General features: G+C 33.5%; 19 protein-coding genes and 1 pseudogene. 7 read left to right on the top strand and 13 right to left on the bottom strand.

From position 1 onward, the window contains the following. Window positions 1-107: 107 nt before the first annotated feature. A complete protein-coding gene (locus M1D64_RS00775; protein ID WP_052463673.1) occupies window positions 108-350 on the top strand; it encodes a Rossmann-fold NAD(P)-binding domain-containing protein in 243 nt (80 codons plus the stop codon). 151 nt (window positions 351-501) lie between these two features. Here M1D64_RS00775 and mqo read toward each other — a convergent pair whose 3' ends face one another. From mqo to panB, 3 genes are all read right to left on the bottom strand, one after another. Then, complete coding sequence (gene mqo, locus M1D64_RS00770; RefSeq protein ID WP_002482103.1) at window positions 502-1,989, bottom strand: malate dehydrogenase (quinone); 1,488 nt, start codon at window positions 1,987-1,989, stop codon at window positions 502-504. A gap of 249 nt (window positions 1,990-2,238) precedes the next feature. Beyond that, complete coding sequence (gene panC, locus M1D64_RS00765) at window positions 2,239-3,087, bottom strand: pantoate--beta-alanine ligase (protein ID WP_002482102.1); 849 nt, start codon at window positions 3,085-3,087, stop codon at window positions 2,239-2,241. Beyond that, window positions 3,084-3,896, bottom strand: coding sequence for a 3-methyl-2-oxobutanoate hydroxymethyltransferase (gene panB / locus M1D64_RS00760; RefSeq protein WP_041079891.1), 813 nt, complete (start codon window positions 3,894-3,896; stop codon window positions 3,084-3,086). The genes panC and panB overlap by 4 nt, the downstream gene beginning before the upstream one ends. A gap of 82 nt (window positions 3,897-3,978) precedes the next feature. Here panB and M1D64_RS00755 point away from each other — a divergent pair, with 82 nt between their 5' ends. Continuing rightward, on the top strand, window positions 3,979-4,836 hold the full coding sequence (locus M1D64_RS00755; protein WP_002482100.1) for an oxidoreductase: 858 nt from the start codon (window positions 3,979-3,981) through the stop codon (window positions 4,834-4,836). A gap of 258 nt (window positions 4,837-5,094) precedes the next feature. After that, window positions 5,095-5,517, top strand: a complete 423-nt coding sequence (locus M1D64_RS00750; RefSeq protein ID WP_069838077.1) for a DUF2871 domain-containing protein — start codon at window positions 5,095-5,097, stop codon at window positions 5,515-5,517. A 359-nt stretch (window positions 5,518-5,876) separates the two neighbouring features. On the opposite strand, the pseudogene M1D64_RS00745 reads toward M1D64_RS00750, so the two are convergent. Together M1D64_RS00745 and M1D64_RS00740 are read right to left on the bottom strand one after the other, a co-directional pair. Next, window positions 5,877-6,005: pseudogene (locus M1D64_RS00745) on the bottom strand (GntT/GntP/DsdX family permease); the annotation flags it as partial. 15 nt (window positions 6,006-6,020) lie between these two features. Then, window positions 6,021-7,316: a four-carbon acid sugar kinase family protein gene (locus M1D64_RS00740; RefSeq protein WP_241686159.1), complete on the bottom strand. Its 1,296-nt coding sequence runs from the start codon at window positions 7,314-7,316 to the stop codon at window positions 6,021-6,023. A gap of 168 nt (window positions 7,317-7,484) precedes the next feature. Here M1D64_RS00740 and M1D64_RS00735 point away from each other — a divergent pair, with 168 nt between their 5' ends. After that, on the top strand, window positions 7,485-8,411 hold the full coding sequence (locus tag M1D64_RS00735) for a VOC family protein (RefSeq protein ID WP_069826112.1): 927 nt from the start codon (window positions 7,485-7,487) through the stop codon (window positions 8,409-8,411). Window positions 8,412-8,698: 287 nt separating this feature from the next. Here M1D64_RS00735 and M1D64_RS00730 read toward each other — a convergent pair whose 3' ends face one another. From M1D64_RS00730 to nrdD, 3 genes are all read right to left on the bottom strand, one after another. Continuing rightward, entirely contained in the window at window positions 8,699-9,694 is a 996-nt protein-coding gene (locus M1D64_RS00730) for a choloylglycine hydrolase family protein (RefSeq protein WP_037537469.1), read from the bottom strand. Window positions 9,695-9,836: 142 nt separating this feature from the next. After that, window positions 9,837-10,373 (bottom strand): anaerobic ribonucleoside-triphosphate reductase activating protein, encoded by a 537-nt coding sequence (nrdG, locus tag M1D64_RS00725; RefSeq protein WP_002482091.1) that lies wholly within the window; start codon window positions 10,371-10,373, stop codon window positions 9,837-9,839. Beyond that, window positions 10,370-12,220, bottom strand: a complete 1,851-nt coding sequence (gene nrdD, locus M1D64_RS00720) for an anaerobic ribonucleoside-triphosphate reductase (protein ID WP_041079887.1) — start codon at window positions 12,218-12,220, stop codon at window positions 10,370-10,372. Before nrdD ends, nrdG begins: the two co-directional genes overlap by 4 nt. Window positions 12,221-12,420: 200 nt before the next feature. Here nrdD and M1D64_RS00715 point away from each other — a divergent pair, with 200 nt between their 5' ends. Then, on the top strand, window positions 12,421-12,738 hold the full coding sequence (locus M1D64_RS00715; protein ID WP_002482089.1) for an antibiotic biosynthesis monooxygenase family protein: 318 nt from the start codon (window positions 12,421-12,423) through the stop codon (window positions 12,736-12,738). A 121-nt stretch (window positions 12,739-12,859) separates the two neighbouring features. Here the strand turns inward: M1D64_RS00715 and M1D64_RS00710 are convergent, their stop codons facing one another. The 4 genes from M1D64_RS00710 to M1D64_RS00695 all read right to left on the bottom strand — a co-directional run bounded on the left by M1D64_RS00710 (window position 12,860) and on the right by M1D64_RS00695 (window position 17,315). Further along, window positions 12,860-13,783: an AEC family transporter gene (locus M1D64_RS00710; RefSeq protein ID WP_011302140.1), complete on the bottom strand. Its 924-nt coding sequence runs from the start codon at window positions 13,781-13,783 to the stop codon at window positions 12,860-12,862. A gap of 725 nt (window positions 13,784-14,508) precedes the next feature. After that, window positions 14,509-15,135, bottom strand: a complete 627-nt coding sequence (locus M1D64_RS00705) for a DUF4064 domain-containing protein (protein ID WP_048787496.1) — start codon at window positions 15,133-15,135, stop codon at window positions 14,509-14,511. Between the two features lie 271 nt (window positions 15,136-15,406). Next, on the bottom strand, window positions 15,407-15,859 hold the full coding sequence (locus M1D64_RS00700) for a MarR family winged helix-turn-helix transcriptional regulator (protein WP_041079885.1): 453 nt from the start codon (window positions 15,857-15,859) through the stop codon (window positions 15,407-15,409). 22 nt (window positions 15,860-15,881) lie between these two features. Further along, entirely contained in the window at window positions 15,882-17,315 is a 1,434-nt protein-coding gene (locus M1D64_RS00695; protein ID WP_002482085.1) for a YhgE/Pip family protein, read from the bottom strand. A 400-nt stretch (window positions 17,316-17,715) separates the two neighbouring features. On the opposite strand from M1D64_RS00695, the gene M1D64_RS00690 reads away from it, so the two are divergent. Continuing rightward, window positions 17,716-18,597: an ABC transporter ATP-binding protein gene (locus tag M1D64_RS00690; protein ID WP_069822076.1), complete on the top strand. Its 882-nt coding sequence runs from the start codon at window positions 17,716-17,718 to the stop codon at window positions 18,595-18,597. Beyond that, window positions 18,578-19,354 (top strand): amino acid transporter, encoded by a 777-nt coding sequence (locus M1D64_RS00685; protein WP_228482843.1) that lies wholly within the window; start codon window positions 18,578-18,580, stop codon window positions 19,352-19,354. Before M1D64_RS00690 ends, M1D64_RS00685 begins: the two co-directional genes overlap by 20 nt. Before the next feature lie 44 nt (window positions 19,355-19,398). Here M1D64_RS00685 and M1D64_RS00680 read toward each other — a convergent pair whose 3' ends face one another. Beyond that, window positions 19,399-25,668, bottom strand: coding sequence for an SdrD B-like domain-containing protein (locus tag M1D64_RS00680; RefSeq protein WP_480977529.1), 6,270 nt, complete (start codon window positions 25,666-25,668; stop codon window positions 19,399-19,401). Window positions 25,669-25,762: the final 94 nt, after the last annotated feature.

Below are 25,762 nucleotides of genomic sequence, written 5' to 3'. Positions count from 1 at the left end.
ATCGTTATCATTATTATCCTTATTTTCATTAATAAGGTATTATTGAAATTGTAAAAAATCAAAACTTATTAGGTAAACGTTATTTACTATCTGGATATACCTATTCTATGGAAGCATTAGCGCAAATTTTATCAGAAGTTGCAAATTCAAATATATCCTATGACCCAGTGACACTTGAAAAATTTGGAAAAATGTATGATGAACCTAAAGGATTCGGTCCTTTACTTGCCTCCATGTATAAAGCCGGAGAAATGAGATTACTAGATCAAAGTAGCAACGATTTTGAAAAACTTACTGGAGGAAAACCAGATACATTTGAAACTTATTTGCATAAGCATTATAAAAATTAAATTCAGCTACAATCTCCCCCTACATACTTTAATACTATGTAGGGAGATTTTTCTATATTGACTATTAGACCATGTGTTCATTTATAAATCTTTACTTCAGACCACAAAAAATCCCCTTGATGCCACAGCGCACCAAGGGGTATATTTTTGACTATTTATGATTTAATTCTAATTCAGCATTACTCGCTTGACGTATTTGTTTCAATAAAGCATAGTCCTCAATTAATGATTGACCATAAGATGGAATGATTTCTTTTAGTTTAGGCTCCCATTGTTTAAGTTGTTCTGGGAAGTTTTTCTCAATAACTTCTAAAGCAACTGACACTGATGTAGACGCACCAGGAGATTCACCTAATAAAGCAATCACAGAGTGATCTTTTGAATTAACTACTTCTGTACCAAATTGGATAAAGCCTCTGCCGTGTTCCTTAGTATCTTTTATAACCTGAACACGTTTACCTGCTTGCATAATATCCCAATCCTCATCTTTAGCATCTGGAACAAAGCGACGTAATTCTTTCATACGGTCTTCTTTTTTAGCTAACACTTCTTGGATTGAATATTTAATTAATGGGAAGTTCTTCGCTGCAGCTGATAACATCGTTATAACATTACTTGGATTGATAGATTTGAATAAATCTAAGTTTGAACCATTTTTCAGGAATTTTGGTCCAATTGCTGCGAATGGTCCAAATAGTAATGAATTTTCATCTTGAATATAACGTCTATCTAAGTGAGGTACAGTCATTGGTGGTGTACCTTCAGGTTCTTTACCATAAGCTTTAACTTCGTGCTTAGCTACAACTTCAGGATTATTACATACTAAGAATTCTCCCGTGATTGGGAAACCGCCTAAATGTTTACTTTCTGGTATACCTGTTTTTTGTAATAATGGAATCGCTGCACCGCCAGCTCCAATAAATAAGTAGTCTGTAATATGATGTTCTACTTTTTTCGTTTTAAGGTCTTTAATTTTAACTTCCCATTTACCATCTTTACGACGACTAAAATCTTGTACTTCATGACGATAGAAAAGTTCTGCATTGTCATGTTCACTTAAATTTTTAGCCATTTTTCTAGTCAATTCACCGAAGTTAACATCCGTACCTTCATCAATTTTACTAGCCGCTACGGTTTCATTTGGATCGCGACCTTCCATCATTAGTGGCATCCACTCTTTTAATTTTTCATGATCTTCTGTATATTCGATACCTTTAAACATTGATAAAGGAGATAATGCTTCAAAACGTCTTTTTAAAAAGTTTACGTTTTTATCACCTTGAACAAAGCTAATATGAGGTAATGGTCTAATAAAGGCTTGCGGATTTTGAATTTGTTTACTTTTCACTAAATGAGACCAAAATTGTTTTGAAATCTCGAATTGTTCATTAATTTCTTTCGCTTTTTCAACATCAATTGAACCATCTTTTTGCTCTACCGTGTAATTTAATTCACATAGTGCAGCATGTCCAGTACCTGCATTATGGCGTTCATTAGAACTTTCAATTGCAGGTTTGTCGAGTCTTTCAAAAAGTTTAATATTCCAATCTGGTGCAAGTTCTTTTAATAATGTCCCAAATGTCGTACTTAAAACACCAGCACCAATTAAAATAACGTCTTTAGAATTCTTTTCACTCACCTTTTTTCCACCTTTCGTATTTACTTTTCAATAAGTCATTTATAATAATTAATAGCGATGTATATTCATATAGTAACTATTTTACGTATAATTTATCTATACCCTATACTACGTATGATTATCATAAAAGTATTTTCCTTGATAAGGATCTTCCATATTAATGATAAAACAACCATCCATAAATGTAAAATCTATATTGCAATACTATAAATCATACCATTTATATTTATTCAAGATTAAATAGCGTTATTATCCTTCTATAATAATATTATCAATTAAGCGCGCTTTACTAAATTTGACAGCGAGTGAAATAAAAATGCTGTCTTTGATTTGTGTTTGCTCGACAAGTTCTGGATAACTATATATTGCAACTGTTTCTATCGTTCCACTTGTGTGTTCTGTTAAGTAGTCCCGTGTCGCTTTGATAATTTTTTCGCTATTATGCTCTCCATTTTTATAAAGCGATTGTGCTAGACATAAACTTTTATACAGGTGCACCGCTTCTATACGTTCATTTTTAGTAAGATAGATATTACGCGAGCTTTTCGCTAATCCATCATCCTCTCTAACAATATCTACACCTTTGATTTCAATTGGATGATTGAAGTCCTCTACCATTTTTTCTACTATTGCCAACTGCTGTGCATCTTTTTTCCCAAAATATGCTTTATGCGGACGTACAATATTAAATAATTTATTAACAACCGTTACCACACCATCAAAATGTCCTGGACGTTCAGCACCTTCCAAAACGGATGCAAGTCGGCCTGCTTTTAATTCAATTGTCGGTAATTCTGGATACATTTCTTTAACTGTTGGATGAAAGATATAATCCACGCCTACAGATTCAGCTTTTGCAGTATCACCTACAATATCACGTGGGTAAGAATCTAAATCTTCGTTCGGACCAAACTGTAATGGATTGACAAATATACTAATAATCGTCACATCATTTTCTTTCGCTGATAATGACATCATCTTTAAATGTCCGTCATGCAATGCACCCATGGTAGGAATAAACCCAACTGAACGACGCTGATTATGAAGGTTTGCTATAATACTTCTCATTTCTTCTATTGTTGTAATTAACTGTGTCATTCTGTAACCTCATTCATAATTTGCTTTTTATAGGTATGGGCCTCACCAGGAAATTGTTCCGCTTTCACCTCATTGTTATATTGCTTTAATGCATCAATGCCCACTGAGAAATCACCAAATTGTTTAACAAATTTCGCTCTATGTTCTACAGCATAATTTAATAAATCATGATAAACCAATACTTGTCCGTCTGTTTCTTTTCCTGCTCCAATACCGATAACAGGAATATCTAGTTTATCTGATATTTCTGCTGCTAAATCGCTTGGGACTGCTTCAAGAACTAACATCACAGCGCCCGCTTGTTGCACAGCATAGGCATCTTCAATAAGTTGTCGTGCAGCTTCTTTATTACCAGCTTGCATTTTATATCCCATAATACCAACACTTTGTGGTGTTAATCCCAAATGAGACACAACTGGAATACCCATATTGCTACAATTTTTTATATATTGAGTTAAATGTGCACCTTCTGCTTTGATTCCATTGGCATCTGTTTCTTTATATAGTTTTACCGCTATTTCTAAATCATATTGATCATTGACACCTACTGCCCCGAAAGGTACATCCACGATCACATATGTATTAGGTGCACCTCTTCTAACTGCTTTTGTATGATGGATCATATCTGCTACTGTAACCTGAACTGTACTATCATAACCTAGTACCGTCATTCCTAATGAATCACCAACTAAAATGATGTCTATATCAGCCGCTTCGACTTGCTTCGCACTTGGATAATCATATGCTGTCACCATTGAAATTTTTTCTTTATTCACTTTTAAATCTTGTAACTGATTTAAAGTTTTCATTTAAAATCAACTCCACATTTTGATATATTTACATTGTTATCCATATATTAACCAATCTTTTTAGAAAAGGAAATAAAATAATATGAACAATGTCGCAATTATAGGTCCTGGTGCAGTAGGAAGTACCATTGCATTTGATTTAAGAGACGCCTCATTAAATGTACAATTACTTGGTCGCCGCAATGAAACGCTTCGGTATCATTCAAACAATGATCTTCACCCTACGTATCAACTAGATGTACGCGCACTTAATGAATATCATGAAACTGTAGACATCTTATTTATCGCTGTCAAAATCCCCCAACTGGATCCCGTTTTAACATCGTATCAACATTTATTACATAAAAATACGATAATTATCCTCGCACAAAATGGACACGGCCAATTACACAAATTTGATCATCCTTATGTATATCAAGCTGTCGTATATATTAGTGGCCAAAAAACAGGGAATACCATCACACATTATCGTGATCACAAATTAATATTAGACCAAAATGCACATACGCAAGCATTGCATCAATGTATATCCAATTCTTCTCTTAATATTGAACTTACCACTGATATCGATAAAGCTATTTGGTACAAGTTACTCGTAAACTTAGCAATTAATAGTGTTACAGCCTTAACTCGTTCTACTGCATCAGTATTAGAAGTACCAGGGATAAAAAAACTCTGTGAACAATTACTCTTAGAAGGCATTAACATCGCCAAAGCTGAACACGTACACTTTGAACCAAACATTGTAAATACAATACTTAATATTTATGATGGCTACCCTGCTGAAATGGGCACAAGCATGTACTATGATATAGTTGATGGCAGATCATTAGAAATTGATGGTATTCAAGGCTATCTATTCTATAAAGCAAGAAAACATCATTTAAATACACCTATTTTAGACACGATATACCACCTACTCCTTGCGCAACAAAAATAAATAATAGCACTTTTAATATTCAACTTTAATTAACATAAGCGAGACGGAACAAACCATTTGAAATGATTGTCCCATCTCGCTTTTGTTTCTTTAATAGGTACTCAATCCTTAATACAAAGAACTCTGTAATGTATATAAGCAAAATGAAATGATATTAGATAAATATGACCTTTGTTATGTCTTTTTTCTAAATTGTTCATATTGTATTCATAAATTAACTTTATATTGTAATTATTAACAAATTGGAGGTACACATTTATGAAAAAATTAATGTACAGTTCTGCTTTTTATACTTTATTAGGTCTACTCAGTGGGCTATTTTACCGCGAAATGTCAAAAGCAGAAAACTTTAGCGGATACTCACAATTGAACACCACACATACGCATTTATTAGTATTAGGTACCATCATGTTCTTAATATTTATGATTATCGAATTTCAATTAAAGTTAACCGCAAACAGACAATTATTTAACTATTTCTTTTATATTTTCCATTTAGGTGTATTAATTACGGTTACGATGCAATTTATAAATGGCATCGCGGCTATGAAAGACTTTAATGTAAGTCCTGCTATCGCTGGCATTGCTGGGTTGGGTCATATTATGATTACGCTTGCTTTTATATTATTCTTTGTTTTATTAAATAAAAGAATCAATGCGTATACTGGTAAAAACGTATAATAATATATAATAAAACCTACTTTCGCTATGATGTGAAAGCAGATTTTTTAATGAGCAAAAATAAGTAACAATCCTAAAAATGCGATAAATAAATATAGCCATTTATCAAAATGATAATCTAATGTGTGGCGTTTGCAGTATTTACCAATTAACACTGAAATAAGTAAAAACGGACATGCTAAGAAAAATAAAGGTAATGTAGCACTTGTCCAAATATCACCTGTATCCCGTCCTATAACAACTAAAATGGCTGTTATTAAAAAATGAGCTTGTATGGTGCTGCTTAATGTTTTTACAGATAAGCCAGTTAAAGTACTATATATCACTACTGGCACACCATGTGAATTATAAAGACTGCCTAGCACACCAGTAAGCATAGATGTAATAATGAGTGCAATAAATGTATTTAATTTAAACCACATGATCAGCATTAACAAAATAAGTACACCTATCACCACAGCAATTAATGGCCAAATTTCTCCCAACATAAATTCCCCTACTTTCTATAACTCATTTGAATTCATTTTATAAACTTCTGTTAGCGTATCGACCTCACCAATATTTCCTGGGAAAATAACATATGGCATTTTGTTATATTTTGCTTCTTCTCCAGTTAACCAAACCGGAACCCCTTGTGTTATTTGTCCAATGACTTGGGCTTTTTTGATACCTAATCCTTTCGTCGCTACATCACTTGAAGTAATGCCACCTTTTGCAATAATGAATTGAGGCTTTATGGTCAACCCTTTTACAATTTCTACCAATGCATTGGAAATATTTGTTGAAATACTTAAATTGTTCGATAGGTCTTCCGTTTTAATAACATCTCTAGAAGTGTAGACAACGACATCTTTTCCAGAATGGATTAATTCAGATACTTTAACTATTTGATCATCTATATAACTTTGCAAATGATTTGACGTGACTGCTTTAACATCAAATTCTACAGCGTTGATATTAGAATTTACTATGAGATCATTCAATTGTGCAGATGTCTTTTTCACATGTGAACCTACAATAATTAAGCCGCCATGATTTTGATCGCTATAGTTTTTTAAATTAATGATTTCTCCAGGTGTTTGACACATCGCTTTTACAAAAGATGCTGCTGTTCTAAACATAAATCTTTTTTCATTTTTATTTAGAAATGCTGTCAGACAAGTTGCAAAATAATTCATGTCTTCATCATTTAATGCGTCTACGACCACTGCATCAAAATGAGAAACTTCATTTAGTACGTTTTCAATTCCTAGTGTGTCACGCTCACGAATTTGAGTTAAACTAATGCGTTTTACATCTTTTGCATTAATTTCGCCGTCGCTTTTTTCTTCGATAAAGCTTGCCATTGTTTCAGAATCAAACCCAAAAGTCGTGTCATTTGCAAATTCACTTTCTGAAACTGGTATGTAGCGTCCCTCTTCTTTAAGATAATGTATGCCTTGATAGGTATAACGGTTTCCTTCAAAAAAGGCTGGTAAATAAAACACTGCATCAAATGTTTCATTAGAAGCCTCACTCAACACTTTAGGTTCAAGATAAAAGTGTCCTCTTAATGTCGAATCACCTCTACTTATAATGATATAGGGATGGTCTAATTTTCTTGAAACACTTGCGATATGATGACTAATCTCTTGATGTAATTCGGTTGTTTCTACTTCATTTAACGCTCTTGAATTCGTTAATATATAAAACATATTATTTTCTTGCTTAAATCCATCTTCGATTAATGCCTCTGACCATTCCGTATAAACAGGTAGGTCTTTAACAGGCTGTGTACCAGTAGGATCATCATCTAACACAATAATTTTATAATTAAAGTCATTAAGATTTTTTGAAATATGATCGTTTACGGTTTCATTAATTAAACTTTCAGTTAGTATATTTTTTATACTTATTAAGTTTATTTTTGTTCTAAAAGGAAATGATTATAGCAATTATGATATAAATTGCTTTTGGAGGTCTCTTTTATGAATATTATCGGACATCATCATATTTCAATGTATACAAAAGGTGCACAAATCAATAAAAATTTTTACACACAGACATTAGGCCTACGCCTAGTTGAAAAATCTGTAAATCAAGATAATCCAACGATGTACCATTTATTTTATGGAGATGAAATCGGTACACCAGGGACATTGCTTAGCTTTTTCGAAATTCCAAATTTAGGTAAAAACCGTCCAGGTACGAACAGTATACATCGCGTATCACTACTCGTTCCCGATGAATCTGCATTGACTTACTTTGAACGTCGTTTAAATGAACAGCATATCACAACAAGACAAATGACTTATTTAAATCATCATGCGCTGTTATTCAAAGATATGGATGGTTTAGAAATATTATTACTTGCAAATAACCATCGCAACACACCTAACGCTTGGAGAAAAAATCCTTATACAGATATTCCAGAAGCATATCAAATTTTAGGTATGGGGCCAGTGGAACTGCGCTTACGCGACATTCAACCAACACTTCATTTTTTAAAAAATGACTTACGTTATTCGTTAAGAGAAAATGTAGATGAAACTGTATTGACATTAGATTCTGATGGGCTCTATACGGATTTTGTCTTAGTTGAAGAACAAGGTTCACGTGCTCGACCTGGACAAGGTTATGTGCATCATATTGCAGTCAATACGCCAAATGATTCAGATTTGTACGCTGTGTTAGATACAATCAATCATAACCCGGGAAATCATAGTGGCATCATTGATCGCTACTTTTTCAAATCCCTTTACTATCGCCATAATAACATTATGTTTGAATTTGCAACGGCAGCACCTGGTTTTACAGTAGATACAGCGATTAAAGATTTAGGTAAAAAACTGAACCTCCCCGATTTTATGGAAAATCAAAGAACAGAAATTGAAGAGAAATTACATGATTTATAAAGAAGGATGAAAATAACAATCTTAAAAATAAATGCATTAGGTGTTTTGATTTAGATAACATATTTCAAATATATTTAATGCACTTACGTTACACCCTATTTAAATTGTTGTTCAATTTTTTCATCTAAAACTTGAATGATTGCATTCCAAAATCTGACTATTTAATCCCACATCTACCTATTACTTTCAAAAATAAAACGGTGCCAAGAATCCTAAATTAGAAATAGGTTCTCGGCACCGCTTCTGTCTATCATGAAATTTAATTCACGAGACCATTTTATTCATATTTATGAAGATGTATGATTCAATTTATTTGTTACAAATCCTTGGACTGGTTCAAATATTGTCATGTCTTCTTTTAAAATCAAATCTTCTGTTAATTGTAATTCGGTAATTTGATTTGTGTCATACCACTTGAGGTACATTGTGCGAGTTGTTAAATTAAATACCGTTTGATATAACGTATAATGCATATCGCCGTTTTCATCTAAGACAGCGCCTTTAGGTATACTCACACTATCTAATAATTTAAAAGCATCCATCACATCGTATTCTGGATCTTCACTTCCAATTAAATAATTTTTCAAATAAGCTGTTTTAATGAATCGTTCCGGTGACGTATAACCACCAGGCAATCCATAAGTACCACCTTCATTGCCTAAAGAGCCTAATGATTGGCCCATGACATTTTTAGCTTCGGGTTTATGCGGTGTGACAGCTGTATAATTTCTTAAATTCTCATAATGCCAATTTAAATCTGGATTATTTGTCAAAACACCGATTGGATTCTCGTTAATTACAATTTTCCCATCCTGGAAAGTAAGTTCAACTGAACGACCTGTATCATCTGTAATATGATAATGTAATGGTGGGACTTCAGCAATATCATTAAGCACGTGTGCGACAACATTTACTTGCTTACCATTTTCAATCAAGTCATCAATATTTTTATTATAGCCAAGCACCCATGTAATCACTTCATTTTGAGCGATATTCATATATCCTTTACGCACTTCTGTCGCATATGAAGCATAGCCTCTAAAATACTGTATCGATACACCTACACCATGCTCATTTAACCCATCACCAAATAAGAATCCTTCCATGTCACTTCCTGCACCAATGAAGCCATATTGTGTTTTACCTTTATATTCGACACGCGATTCCCAATAGAAATGACGTGGTTGTACTGCAGGTTGACCCTCTAAGTGATAAACAAAGTCCATTGTTCGACCAAGTATCGCCTGCTTACTTTTTGATAAAAATGAAAATCCTGTACACATACATTATCTACTCCTTTACATTATGATGACTTATATTTTGATGATTCATAATTGTTTTGTTTGGATATCTATTTTACAACCAATTCACGCTTATTTCATCTAACTTACATTAATGCCTTTGAGCAAATCATGTATATTATAATTAACTTTTGATATACTCACACACCCTGCGCCTTTGCAATGATGCTTGAACATCGATCACGCGTTGATTCATTGAGCCTTTATACGGTAAATTAGGTCTATATAAATGATTAATAAATGGACCATCTACTAAGACGTCAATGAGCTCAAGCAATGTCTTTCTTTCTGCTGAATCTCGCTCTAAATATTCAAATAAAAAACCAGTCCATACCCATAATGATTTGGTATTTCCAAAACGTTTTCTAAAAGTTTGAGCACACTTCAAAGTGATATCTACATTACAAAAAGGTTCGCCACCAAGGATACTGAGTCCTGAAATATAATTTGGCGCACAGTATGCCATAATTTCTTCTAATGTGTCTTCATGAAATGGCTCACCGTATTTAAAATTTTGAGCCACTTTATTATAACAATTTTCACAGGCAAATGGGCAACCTGAAACATATAGACTGCAACGCACACCTTCACCATCTACAAAGCTTTGTGCTTCTATTTTAGCGATATGGCCTTGCCCATGTCTTATTTTTAAAATATTCATACTGATGCATCTTTCAAATGTTTAACGCGCGCGCACATTTCTTTATGGCGACCTTCTATCGTAGGGCGTTGAACAGGATTGCCTAAATAGCCACACGTACGTTTAACCACATCTACCGACTTAGGATCATCATTGCCACATTGCGGACACTGATAGCCTTTTGCAGTTGTTTTAAAATCTCCGTCAAATCCACATTTTCTGCAATGGTCAATTGGGATATTTGTGCCTAAATAACTTACTTTATCGTAAGCATAATCCCAAACCGCTTCTAATGCCTTTAAATTATGATTTAATTTCGGGTACTCGCAATAATGGATATAACCACCACTCGCATATTCTGGATAATCTTTTTCAAAATCAATTTTCTCAAAAGGCGTCACATCTTTTCTAACATCATAATGGAATGAATTTTGATAATAACCTTTATCTGTGATATCAGCTATTTCTCCAAATTGTTCACGATCTAGTCGACAAAAACGATCCGTTAAGGATTCACTTGGTGTGCTATAGATACTAAACCAAATATCGTATTGCTCTGTCCATTTTAACTGATATGCTTTCATGGATTTTAATATATCTAATGTAAATGCTTTGGCTTTAGATAAACGTTCCCAATGAGGCCCATAAAATACCGTTGCCGCTTCATATAGCCCAATATATCCTATAGACAAAGTTGCACGTTGCCCTTTAAATAATGTCATAATGTCATCTGTTTCTTTTAATCTGTGTTTAAATGCCCCGTTTTGATATAAAATCGGTGCATTCTCTGGCGTAGCTTGTGCAATACGTTCAATTCGATAAACCAGTGCATCGTGCATTATGGCCATACGCTGATGAAATATTTTCCAAAAAGCTTCCATGTCACCTTTTGATTCCAGAGCAATCCTTGGTACATTCAGTGTTACCACACCTAGATTACAGCGGCCATTATTCTCATAATGACCGTCTTTATCTTTCCATGCAGGTAAAAATGATCGGCAACCCATAGGTGCTTTAAAATCTCCTAATAGTTCCACTGTTTTATCATAGTTTAATATATCTGGATACATGCGTTTAGTTGAACATTCTAAAGCGAGCTGCTTAATGTCATAATTAGGATCTGACTCATTTAAATTAACACCTCTTTTAATTGAAAAAACTAATTTAGGAAAAATTGCAGTAATTCGGTCTTTACCTAACCCTTTAATTCTAGTAGATAATATCGCTTCTTGAATCTTGCGGCTATATCGATCAGTTCCTAATCCAAAGCCGAGTGTAACAAAAGGTGTCTGCCCATTCGAAGTGTATAGCGTATTGATTTCATACTCGAGACTCTCAATGGCATCCCCAATGTCTTGCGTTACTCGCTCATCTACATATGTATCAATGACTGACTCATGTACAAATTTTTCTGCAATTTGTCGATGTTTCATTTCATTAAATTTTGCGTATTTACTCAACAATTCATCAACGCGATCTATTGTACAGCCGCCGTATTGACTACTAGACACATTAGCAATAATTTGTACTAATTGTGCTGATGCAGTCTGTATAGATTTCGGTGACGTTACGGTCGCATTACCTATTTGAAAGCCATGTGACAACATACTTTCTGCATCAATTAAACAACAATTCGTGAGTGGTTGGAATGGATGATAGTCTAAATCATGAAAATGAATGTCTCCTGCTTCATGGGCTTGAGCGACATGCTTAGGTAATAAATAATCCAAAGCATACGACTTAGACACTACACCTGCTGTTAAATCTCTCATAGTCGAAAATGTAGCACTATCCTTATTAGCATTTTCATTAACTACAGTTGGATCTTTCGTAATGAGATGCTTTAAATTTTTTTCAAGTTTGTTCATATTAACCCTCATTTCTATATATAGTATATACATTAAATATAAAACACTATATATTGTGTTTCAAATCTGAAGATAGACATTAACAAATTCGTCAAAAGTTTATTAACACTTTGTGAATTTTATTTTGAAATTTTCATTAGAGCGAAAAATTTATTAGTGCTAAAATAATATATGTATTTAATTTATAAGGAGGGATTGTAATGTTTGTAGCAGAAGTTGCTTTTTCGACTAACAAGGAAAATGAACAACAACTATATAATAAAGTAAAGAAAACACAATCCGAGTTGCATAATGTGGCTGGTTTAAAATCATCAGAAGTGTGGACAAAATCTAAATCAGATGATGTTGAATATGTTGTTGTAAGTAAATGGGATGAGAAAAAAGATTTTCAAAATTGGGTTGCTAGACCTTCTCATGTTGAAGAGCATAAGGCAATGCATAAAAAATCTAAAAATGATGAAGCTGACAAGCCACCTTTTCAAAAGACATTACGTCAATATACAGTAGTAGAATTTTAAATACTTGAATCATATAATAAAATCAAAGGTGAACATAAGTGACTTAAAATCATAATTTAATCACTTATATTCACCTTTTTTTAATTTCATGAGCAAGCACATCATGATATAGCTGCTCCTATTAAAATAATATTTTAGACATGTATATCACGATGACAACTGTAATGGCACTTAATAAAGTAGATAAAAAGACAAGTTCTGCTGCTAATTCAGGATGATTATCATATTCTTGTGCGATAACTGAACTATTTACAGACGTTGGCATTGCTGATGCGATGAATAATGTTTGAGCTATGATGCCCTCTATCCCCATGATTTTGATAATAACAAGGGCAATCAAGGGCCCTATAATCAATCTTATAAAAACATACGCATAGGATTTGGACCACTTCAAACTAAATTTGATATTAGATATTTGAGCACCTAGCATTAATAACGCAATCGCAATCATAGCATCGGCAACATAATTCGCTGGTGTCCAAATAAATTCAGGAATAGGTATATGATTGTAATTTAATATAATTGCTAGTAATAATGCATATAACACAGGCATTTTAAAATAACCTAAAAGTGCCTTTAACTTTCCTATATGTAAAGATTGAATCGCAAATACACCATAAGAAAACGTGAATATGTTCTGCAAAGATAACACAATAACTTGAACAGACATTGCTAATGGATCACCTTTGAAAACTAAATCATTTACTGGGACACCGTAGTTGCCCGAATTAAAGAACATCAGACTGTTTGTAAGCGTTGTTGTCTCCCCTTTATCCGTTTTACGGAACATAGACAATAACTTACCAATAAGAAATAGTACAAACATATAGATTACGAAGAAAATGATAATGTAAAACAATAAACTTAACGCAAAATGCGTCTTGTAAAATTTCACAAAAATAAATCCCGGCACAAAGACATAGATATTAAGTTTGGCCAATGTATTTAAATCTAATGTAAATTTCTTTTGCAGTATGTATCCTAAAAATATCATGATAAAAATAGGTAAAAGTACAGTCTGTAGTATATATAACATTTCACTCATAAGCATCCCCCTTTGTTGCGCTTTAGTTATTTATGATTGAAGTTGCATTTTATAACTTTGCTATTTAACCTATATTACTATTAATCATATCAGAATATTAATCGTTTGACTTTAACCATTAATTTAAAATCATTATGTTTCACGTTAAACATTTTATGCATCTCAATAACATCATCCTTATGCCATATCTTAATTTTTTAAACTGCTATAATTTTTCAGTTCACAAGAAAAAAGACCGAAACATCTTTATATGTCTCGGCCTAATTAACCCTAAAATCGTACTACGCTATAAAACGACTTTTCCATTCCTACAGACTAATCATCCTTTTTGCGTAGGCACTATGAAATCTTTCTTTGGAAATTCGATTTTTACTTATATGTGTTCTTACGTTATATACACAAAAAGCTGCATAAGCTTTTCACTCTGATAACAATTATTTATCTTTCTTTTTATTACGATTTCTTTTTCTTTCTTCCAATATGGACATAGTAATAAAACCAACCACCAAAACAGGCAATAGCATGCCTAATGCCATCATCATCTTTCTCACCCCATTTTAATATTTAACTACTTTTAATCTCATTTTATTAAAATATATCACAATTTTTCTAAGTTTATATACATAATTGCTTTAAACATTAGTTTGCAATCGATGTATTATAAAATAGACTAGGCTACATTTAGTAGCCAGTCTATTTAGATATACAAATTAACAAAGTATCATTTAATACTTATAAGGATCTTCTTTCACTTTTTTTGATCTTTCATCTAAATCATCTAAGTTATCTAAATCCGTTTTATTATCATCTTTAGATTGTGAGTAAGCATCCTTTATTGTCTCTTGCTCATTTTCTTTTTGCTCTTCAGATAAAATAAATGAGTTATTACGCTCATTCACTTGAGATCCATCTTTAATATATGGATTTACATCGTCATCTTCTTCTTTGTCATAAATTGGTTCTTTCGGCTTTCTCACTAACAACATGATACCTGCAACAAGCCATAAAACCGCATTTATCCAATTTCCTAAGAATGAAATCACACCAGCGATAATTAATAAAACGCCTGCCACTTTTGCCTTTTTGCTAATTAAAAATACTGCTATAAGCGCTATGATTAATAGTATAATACCTAAGACTAAACCAGTAGTCAAAAGACCACTAAAAGTGCTAAATATCGTATTTCCGTCTTCATACGTGAAACTACTATCTTCTTGCATCATTTGACTAATGAATGCTTCTTTGACCTCGCCGTTACCCATCATAGGTATTAGAACAGCCATTAGTACAACACCAAGTATTTGTAAGACGATACCAATCCACGTCAGTACACGTTCTATTGTTCTTTTCATAACAATATACCTCCTGTAATTTTTAAAATAAATTTATTAGGACAATAATCTTTACCTACAATCTTTTTAAAAATATTTAATTATACAGTAATTATACTAATTGTTAATATTGAAGTACATTTTTTACAAATAATAATGTTCGCTGAATTACGTATGTCTTATATTTTCATAAAAAATGTTAAATAAAAAGTGCCAATATCCTATAGAATCGAATTGGCACTTTTTATATTATAATTCGCACATTTGTAAATGCCACAAGTACATCTATTAACTACTTATGTGCTTTAAACGCAATATCGATATGCGTAAGTTGCTCAACGAAATGATGTACTTCTTCGGCAGTAAATTTATTACCTAGTCGATCTTTTACTGCTTCGGTCATCACTGCAGTCGCTCTCTGTAAAAATGTTTCACCTTCGTCACTTAACATAATCAGTTTAATACGTTTATTATCTGAATAAGCGCGTTGTACATAGCCCATTTCTTCTAATTTTGCGATGCGTTTAGAAGCAGCAGTTTTAAAAATATTTTGTAAACCCGCTAATTCATTAATTGTTACTTTGCCTTCATTTTTTATAATTCTCATCGCATCAATTTGTTCTCTTGAAAGTAAATTACTTAAACCTGTCTCTTTAACAATTTCAACTATCTCTTTATTTAAATGCAACATAACTATCTGAAATTTCGTAATTGCTTCTTCAATTGTTTTATCTACGTTTTCCAAATAAGTCACCTCCGTATTGCACTTATTTAAATTCTATTGAAAATGGTACACGTTGTCTTTTGTTAAACCATAGTAATACTAAATATTGTAAAATCATCATTATGACAATAATACCAACGAGCAATGCTACTACAAATCCAAAGTTAAAGTGTCCTGCATTTGTAAAGATGGCTTCTCTATAACCCTGTATCGCATATGACATTGGAGAGAATGGGTGAATCCATCTAAAGAATTGTGCTGATAACTCTATTGGGAACATACCTTCACTCGCACTTAATTGTAATATGAGTAAAACCATAGATATGAATAGACCAATTCGATCTAATAATAAACTTAAGAATGTCGTAATAGTAATTGCTGCAATTGCCCATAGCAATCCGACTAAGATAAATTTACCAATGTTATCTATAGACATATTAAGTGCAAATATCGCCCAACTACTCATCAATAACGCAGATACCGCACCTTGTACGAGATACAATAATAACTTACCGAATGCTTGTTTTAGTGATGTAACATCTTTAGTTAACATTTTTCTCAGTGGGTATATTGCACTAAATGACACAGCACCTACAAATAAACTAACACTCGCCATATAAGGCACGATTGTTTCACCATATTTATCGGCTTCTGTAGCATTATTTTCATTTACTTTCGTTACATTATTTAACGCTTTTTCATTGTCACCTTCAAAAGCAACGCCGTCTTGTTGCTCTACAGATTGGTCTATTTGCGCTTTTAATTGATCATTATTTTGTTGCAATTGATTAAGTCCATCTGTGACTTGTTGATTGCCTGAAATTAATTGCTGTGCAGGTTGTCCTACTGTTGGTGCTAATTGTTTCAATCCATCCGTTACTTGCTGATTACCATCAATCAATTGTGATTCTGCATCAGACATGTCACCTAATGCATTTGAAGTATCCTTGAATCCAGATTGTGATTTTTTAGCACTAGCAAATAATTGATCTAAATAATTGGTACGAATATTATCCTTAATTGAATTTGTTACCGTATTAATTGCTTTTTGTGCTGATTGACTACCAGTATAACTAGACCCTGGATTGACTTGTGTTTCAATATTTATTTTTTTAGGATTTTTATCTAATAATGTCGTAGCGTTACTAGAGGCATCTTTAGGTATAATGATAGTTCCTACACTTTTACCTTTTTCTAATTGATTAAATGCCTCTTTTTTTGAAACTTCTTGAAAATCAAATTTATCGTTATCTTTTAATTTGTCGACAACATCATCACCTATTGTAACCTTTTCACCATTTAGCTTTGCACTTTGATCTTGGTTTACAATTGAAATTTTCAATTGATCTGTCTTATCATATGGGCTCCACATAGAACCTACGAATAAAGCAACATATAATAGCGGGATAGCTGCTATTGCAATAAGTGCTATGATTAACATTTTATTTCTGAAAATAAATTTAAATTCATTAAACATTTTCTTCTACCTTCCTATTTTTAAATTGTACACCTTGTGTACTATTAGGTTAAAATTAAACCCAAGAACGCATGAAATCCACCTTAGGCTATTGTTTACTATTCAAATTGATGAGGGATAGATCATATCTTTTGAATAGTACACCCCTTATACAGTTATCTATCATACTCTCCTTAAAAATCATTGTCAATTGCGATTTCAAAAATCTAGTAAATCCCTTTTTTTATAAACTAAAAATATATAAATTAAATTGTAAGTAGAATACATAAATTTTTAATAAAACAACTTATTTACTATATTGAACAAATTCATTTTCGTTGTTAAAATTAACTTATATAAGCGTAACATCAACAATTCATATAAATTTCATTAAAACTCTATTAGTTCAAAGGAGGACATTATGTTAAAAATAGATGACCTTTATAAACGTTTTAAAGAAGCCAATTTTAATGTTATTGACGGTGTTTCATTAACCATAAACCGTGGAGAAGTCGTAGGTGTAATTGGAAAAAACGGCGCAGGTAAAACAACATTTATGAAAATGATTGCTAAAACAAAACGACCTACTTCAGGTGCTATATTTTTAAATGACATAGATATTTTCCAACATCATAATATACTTAAAAATGTAGGTATCATGATTAATACGGTTCATTTCAAACACTTTTCAGCTAAAAAGAATTTAACTTATTATTTAAAAGTTAATCATAAAACGCAGTACTTAAAAAATATCGATAATATATTAGATCTCGTAGGTTTATCACATACATATGGCAAAAAGGTAAAAGATTTTTCTTTTGGTATGAAACAACGCTTATCACTAGCTATGTGTTTAGTTGATGAACCTGAAATAGCTATTATGGATGAACCTTTTGTTGGTCTGGATCCAGACGGTGTTAATACACTCATTCACTCGTTAAGAACTTGGGCTAGTAAAAAAGGAACCGCATTACTTATTTCTAGTCATCAATTAAATGAATTAGCAGAAGTCTGTGATCGCTTTGTTCTTTTAAAAGAAGGAAAACTCCAAAATATTGATTTCAATAAAGAACAATTGATAAAAATTGTAGTAAAAGAACAAATATATCCAGAACATCGTCAGGAACTTCTCAATTTGTTTTCTACAATAAAAGATATTGAGGAAAAAGCAGTTATCATGCAGTCAGGTTCTGAAGAATATAATGAAATCATAAATTATTTAGTTAAATACTACACTTTAGAAAACACGATTAATGAACAAGATAACTTATATCAATATTTCGATGGGTTCGAAAGGAAATGATGATATGTTAATTAAAAATATTTTCACTACAGTATCTTCGCGTAACTCTGCAATTATCTTTTATGCAATAGCACTTTATCCATTTTTATATTTAATCACACTTATACTACCTACCAATTTTATGCAAATTGGAGGAGAGACGAATTCACTCTCTGGTTTAGAATTTTATTATGGTATTTTACTTGCACAATCTCAATTTGCCGTACCATTGATTCTTATGACATATTTTGTCAGTTATTTATTTTTTGAAGAATATGAATCTGGTAGATTAATCTTTTATAAAGATATCAGCCGAATACGTCTATATAATTCAAAGTTAGTCGCCTTATTCTCTATGTATATAATATATTATGTAATATTATTTGTGTCTTCTGAAATTTTGTATTTTACGTATATACATCAATATGATTATGCTTCCGGTGCTTTCTTATCGAATGTTCAAGAAACTAATTACAGTACAATATTATGTATCGTCGGTATTTTTTGCATTACTTTAATTGCAATATGCTTTTCAGTCATGTTATCTATGAAATTGTCTACTGGATTTAATATTTTAAGCGTTATTGTTTTACTTATGTTTATGGTTATTGCACCAATGATTCATGGACTCAAATATTTATTTCCAAATGGTTATGATCATGCGATTACGCCTTCAGACTTACTAACAAAACTAGGTTTAATGATATTAACAACTCTATTGTACTCAGTCATTTGCTACTTAGTAGGTTTGAAAATGTTCAAAAAATTAGAATATTAATATAAGAGCCTGCACTTTCTATTTTTGAAAGTGCAGGCTCTTTTTTATTTATCTTGAATTTCATTATTTCTACGTCTTCTAAGGAGTATGATTCCTCCAAGCGCAGTAAGTAATGGTATCAACCCATTATGTTTATCTTCATTACCTGTATCTGGTAATTTATCTTTCTCTTTTTCATAGTTTCCATCATTATTTAGGTGTCTATTTAATGATTCGTATTCACTTATTGACTCACTGGCACCCAACGATTCGCTTTCACTTATTGATTCACTTGTACTAAGTGACTCGGATTCACTTAAAGACTCGCTGGCACTTAATGATTCGCTTTCGCTTATTGACTCTAACTCACTCAACGATTCACTTGCACTTAAAGATTCGCTCTCACTTAATGATTCACTTGTGCTCAATGATTCACTCTCACTTAATGATTCGCTATCGCTCAATGACTCACTGGCACTCAATGATTCACTCTCACTTAATGACTCTGACTCACTTAATGATTCGCTATCGCTCAACGATTCGGACTCGCTTAATGACTCACTCGTACTTAACGATTCACTCTCACTTAATGACTCAGACTCGCTTAATGATTCGCTATCGCTCAACGATTCACTGGTACTCAATAATCCACTTTTACTTAACGACTCACTCTCACTCAATGACTCGCTGGCACTCAATGATTCACTCTCGCTTAACGATTCGCTTTCACTTATTGACTCGCTATCGCTCAATGATTCAGATTCACTTATTGATTCACTTGTACTAAGTGACTCGGATTCACTTAAAGACTCGCTGGCACTTAATGATTCACTTTCACTTAATGACTCACTCTCGCTTAATGATTCGCTATCGCTCAACGATTCGGACCCGCTTTCGCTCAATGATTCACTGGCACTCAACGACTCGCTTTCACTCAATGATTCGCTGGCACTTAACGACTCACTTTCACTTAACGATTCACTCTCGCTTAATGATTCACTCGTGCTTAATGATTCGCTATCGCTCAATGATTCACTGGCACTCAACGATTCACTCGTACTCAATGATTCACTTTCACTTAACGACTCACTCGTGCTTAATGATTCGCTTGTGCTTAATGACTCACTTTCACTTAACGATTCGCTCTCACTCAAGGACTCGCTTGTACTTAATGACTCTGACTCACTCAACGATTCGCTGGCACTCAATGATTCACTCTCACTCAATGACTCGCTTTCACTCAATGATTCGCTGGCACTTAGTGATTCGCTCGTACTCAATGATTCACTCGTACTTAATGACTCACTGGCACTCAATGACTCGCTTTCACTCAATGATTCGCTGGCACTTAAAGACTCACTTGTGCTTAATGATTCACTCTCACTTAATGACTCACTTGCGCTTAATGATTCGCTTTCACTTATTGATTCACTAGCACTTAACGACTCAGATTCGCTCAATGACTCACTCGTACTTAATGATTCACTCTCACTCAATGATTCGCTATCGCTTAATGACTCGCTCTCACTCAGTGATTCACTTTCACTTATTGACTCGCTATCGCTCAATGATTCAGACTCACTTATTGATTCACTGGCACTTAATGATTCACTCTCGCTCAATGACTCACTCTCACTTAGTGATTCACTTTCACTCAACGACTCACTTGCGCTTAACGATTCACTAGCACTTATTGACTCACTTGCACTTAATGACTCAGATTCGCTTAATGACTCACTCTCACTCAATGATTCGCTATCGCTTAATGACTCACTTTCACTTAACGATTCACTCTCACTCAATGACTCGCTCTCACTCAATGACTCGCTGGCACTCAACGATTCGCTGGCACTCAACGATTCACTCGTACTTAATGACTCGCTCTCACTTAATGACTCACTTGCACTCAATGATTCGCTATCGCTTATTGATTCACTGGCACTCAATGACTCGCTTTCACTTAGTGATTCACTCTCACTTAATGACTCACTGGCACTTAATGATTCACTTTCGCTTAACGACTCACTGGCACTTAATGATTCACTTTCGCTTAACGACTCACTCTCACTTAATGATTCGCTATCACTTATTGATTCGCTTTCGCTTAATGACTCGGACTCACTCAACGATTCGCTCTCGCTTAATGACTCGCTCTCACTCAGTGATTCACTTTCGCTCAATGACTCACTTGCACTTAATGACTCACTCGTACTTAATGATTCACTCGTACTTAACGATTCACTCGTACTTAATGACTCGCTCTCACTTAATGACTCACTTTCGCTTAACGATTCGCTTTCACTTAATGATTCGCTCTCACTTAACGATTCACTCGCACTTAATGACTCACTTGCACTCAATGATTCGCTTAAACTCAACGATTCACTTGTGCTTAACGATTCACTGGCACTTAACGACTCAGATTCGCTTAATGACTCACTCGTACTTAATGATTCACTCTCACTTAACGATTCGCTTTCACTTAATGACTCACTTGCGCTTAATGATTCGCTTGCACTTAATGACTCACTCGCACTTAATGACTCACTGGCACTTATTGATTCACTAGCACTTAATGATTCACTCTCACTTAACGATTCACTCTCACTCAATGATTCTCTGGCACTCAATGATTCACTCGTACTTAATGACTCGCTATCACTTAGTGATTCACTTTCACTTAACGACTCACTCTCACTCAATGACTCACTCTCACTCAATGACTCTCTTTCACTCAACGATTCACTCTCACTCAACGATTCACTCTCACTCAACGATTCACTGGCACTCAATGACTCGCTCTCACTTAATGACTCACTTTCACTTAATGACTCACTTTCACTTAATGACTCACTCTCACTTAATGATTCACTTTCGCTTAACGACTCACTTTCACTTAACGACTCGCTCTCACTCAACGATTCGCTGGCACTCAACGATTCGCTGGCACTCAATGATTCACTCTCACTCAATGACTCGCTCTCACTTAGTGATTCACTTTCACTTAACGACTCACTCTCACTTAATGACTCACTCTCACTCAATGATTCGCTATCACTTATTGATTCACTTGCACTCAATGACTCACTTGCACTTAACGACTCGCTCTCACTCAAGGATTCGCTCTCGCTTAAAGATTCGCTCTCACTTAATGACTCGCTCTCACTCAACGATTCGCTCTCGCTTAACGACTCACTCTCACTCAATGACTCACTTTCACTTAACGACTCACTCGTGCTTAATGATTCGCTTGTGCTTAATGACTCACTGGCACTTAATGACTCGCTTTCACTTAACGACTCACTCGTGCTTAATGATTCGCTTGTGCTTAATGACTCACTCGTACTTAACGATTCAGATTCGCTTAATGACTCACTCTCACTTAATGACTCTGACTCGCTTAATGATTCGCTTTCACTTAATGATTCGCTCTCACTTAATGACTCACTGGCACTCAATGACTCGCTCTCGCTTAATGATTCAGATTCACTTAACGACTCACTCGTACTCAGTGATTCGCTTTCACTCAATGACTCACTCGTACTTAACGATTCAGATTCGCTTAATGACTCACTCTCACTTAATGACTCTGACTCGCTTAATGATTCGCTTTCACTTAATGATTCGCTCTCACTTAATGATTCGGACTCTCTTAATGACTCACTTTCGCTTAATGACTCGCTTGTACTTAAGGATTCACTCTCACTTAACGATTCACTCTCACTCAATGACTCACTAGCACTCAATGATAGTGATTGGCTTAATGATTCACTTGTGCTTAAGGATAGTGACTGACTTGTTGATTCGCTTTCACTTAGCGATAGTGAATGGCTCAAACTCAATGATTGTGAAGTGCTTAGCGACTCAGATAAGCTTAGTGATTCCGAAGTTGTGTCAGAAACTAAACCAGCATCTATCGTCATATTGTCAGCATCTTTAATAGTAACGTGTGCAATGTATCTTCCATTCTCAAAAACTACATCTGAATCTTTGTCATCTACAGTGTTGTTCGCTTGTGTAGGAATATATCCTTCTGGCATTACGAATTCCACAAGATAATTACCCTTTGTTAAATTATCAAAATTGTAGTGTCCTGTTATATCAGTAGTCGTTGTGGCTAAACGTATACCAGTTGGGTCAAGTAAATTCACAGTAATGCCAGCTGCAGTTGCGTTCGAATCATTCTGAACACCGTCATTATTCTTATCAAACCATACATAACCACCGAATCCACCGAATCCAGCAAGTTCTGCTCTGACAAACTGAATGCTACTTGCGTGTGCTCGTGTGTCTCTTTGGTTTTTATTATTAGTAAATGTGTATTCTGATTTTAATACACCAATCCCCGAAAAATCAGGTAGCGTGTTTGGTTTACTTCTTATTATATAACCAAGTGTTCCAATATCCCCCAGGTCTACAGTTGCTGATCCATCACTATTTATAATGATTTTAGGATTTCTAACTTGCGTTAAGTTTGCATAATCTGGTGTGAAACTATCTCTGAATTGTGAGTTATTTAATACTTTATAAACCTCAATCTCATCAGGAGATGTAAATTTGAATCCTTGGCCACTTAACCTAACTTTTGATCCTGTATTAAATGCTCTATTTTGATTTATATAAGTTGTAAATTCAGCAAAGTCCTTCGTCAAATAATTTATATCTGAAATAACTGGTCTCGTTCTATTACCATAATTGAATATGACATTTTGAGTATAATCCTCTCCAGCAACTGTAATGCCTACTGGGACACTCTGTTCATCAGTAGTAACTAATTCTTTAAATGGCCAACTTAATAAACTAAAAGATCCTCTCACATTATTATAAATATCCACATAATTTGTGAAGGTATATTTCGCAGTATTCGTTGCACTATCATATGATCCAATAGCGATTGTTCTCCCATTAGCATCATGTATGTTATTTACTCGATACGGTTTTCTTGATGTACCTGGATGTATATATTTACCGAAATCAACTGTAAAATAATCTCCTTCAACCACGGAGTCATCTACCGTATAGTCAATCTTAATTTTCAACTTACCATCCATAGTCATAAATACTTGATTGATTTGCTTACCGCCACCTAGTATTTCATATGAAGTGTTTGCAAAGACTAAATGGTTAACATTTCTACCACTCTGATTAGCTGCATAATTAACTACATTCGTTGCTCTTGTATTTGCAGATCTAAATTTACTTGTAGATGGTTTAGCTAAAGTTTTTTCAATATTCGTAGTATTCGTTTCAATACTTAAACTTTCGTTATTTGTTTCCGCACGCTTTGAAGCAGGCACATTGGCTTGTACTTTATCTTTATCCATTTGATTAGCTAGTTCAATTAATAATAATGCGATTAATTGATCTGAATTTTGTTTAGTAAAATCAATGTTTAATTTTTCAATAGCTTTTTTTGCATCACTAGCTGTAGCATTCGTATGTGTTTGGTAATAATTTTCTAATAGAGATTGCTTTTCTGTGTTATTTTTAGCATTATCTAATTGCTTTAAAGAGTGATTTACTGAGTTTATTAAATTTGAGCGGGTTGCATTATCTTCAGTTTTTTCAATAGAGGTACTACTTGAAGTGTTAACTTTATCATCTTTATTAACATTTTCATTTTTAGACTCTAAATTTGTTTCTTTGTTATTTTTATAGACGTTATCTTCTACTTTATTTTCGATACGGTGATTATGGCTTTCTAATTCATTTTTCTTTTTGCCGTTATCTTTTTCATCTTTATATGTATCTTTCTCTTTTTCTAAATCTAAGCTGCCTTCATCATTTTTTTCAGTTGTATTTTCTTTGTTTGCTTCTTCTACAGCTTTACTTTCTTCGGTTGTGCTTTCTTCGGTTGTGCTTTCTTCAGTTTTTCTGTCTTCTATTGACTCTTCTTCTGTTGATACTTCTTTACTTTCTTCTTTTACATGATTTTCAGTAGCATTTTGATTCAAATGAGTTTCATGATGATTTGACGTATCTTGCTCATTTATAGGCTTTTGGTCATACTCACTAGATTTATCGTGGATTGGTATCTCACTATGATTAGAATAGTTAGCCTCGTCATTATCATTAATTATGTTTGTTCTTTCTTCATCATGTTGTACTGAATTGGACTTGTTTGATTCGCTTTTGTAATTATTATCAGTCTGTCCATATACTTCTGATGTTGGTTGCTGTTCCGCTGCATCCGCTTCTTTATCAATTACTGCACCTAACAATATCGTTGATCCAATTAATACTGAAGCGATACCATTTGTAAATTTACGTATAGAATATTTATTTAATCGATTAGGCAAGAAATCAAATCGATGTCTTTTCTTGTTTTTGTTCATATGTTCCTCCTAATTTACTAACCTAAATTTCTAGTTGATTTTTATTGTACTTTATGTTCTTTTAGCACAATACATTTCTTATTTTACCTAATAG

This window comes from Staphylococcus sp. Z5-21, from assembly GCF_056529615.1.
This window is presented reverse-complemented; position numbering and strand designations above follow the sequence as displayed.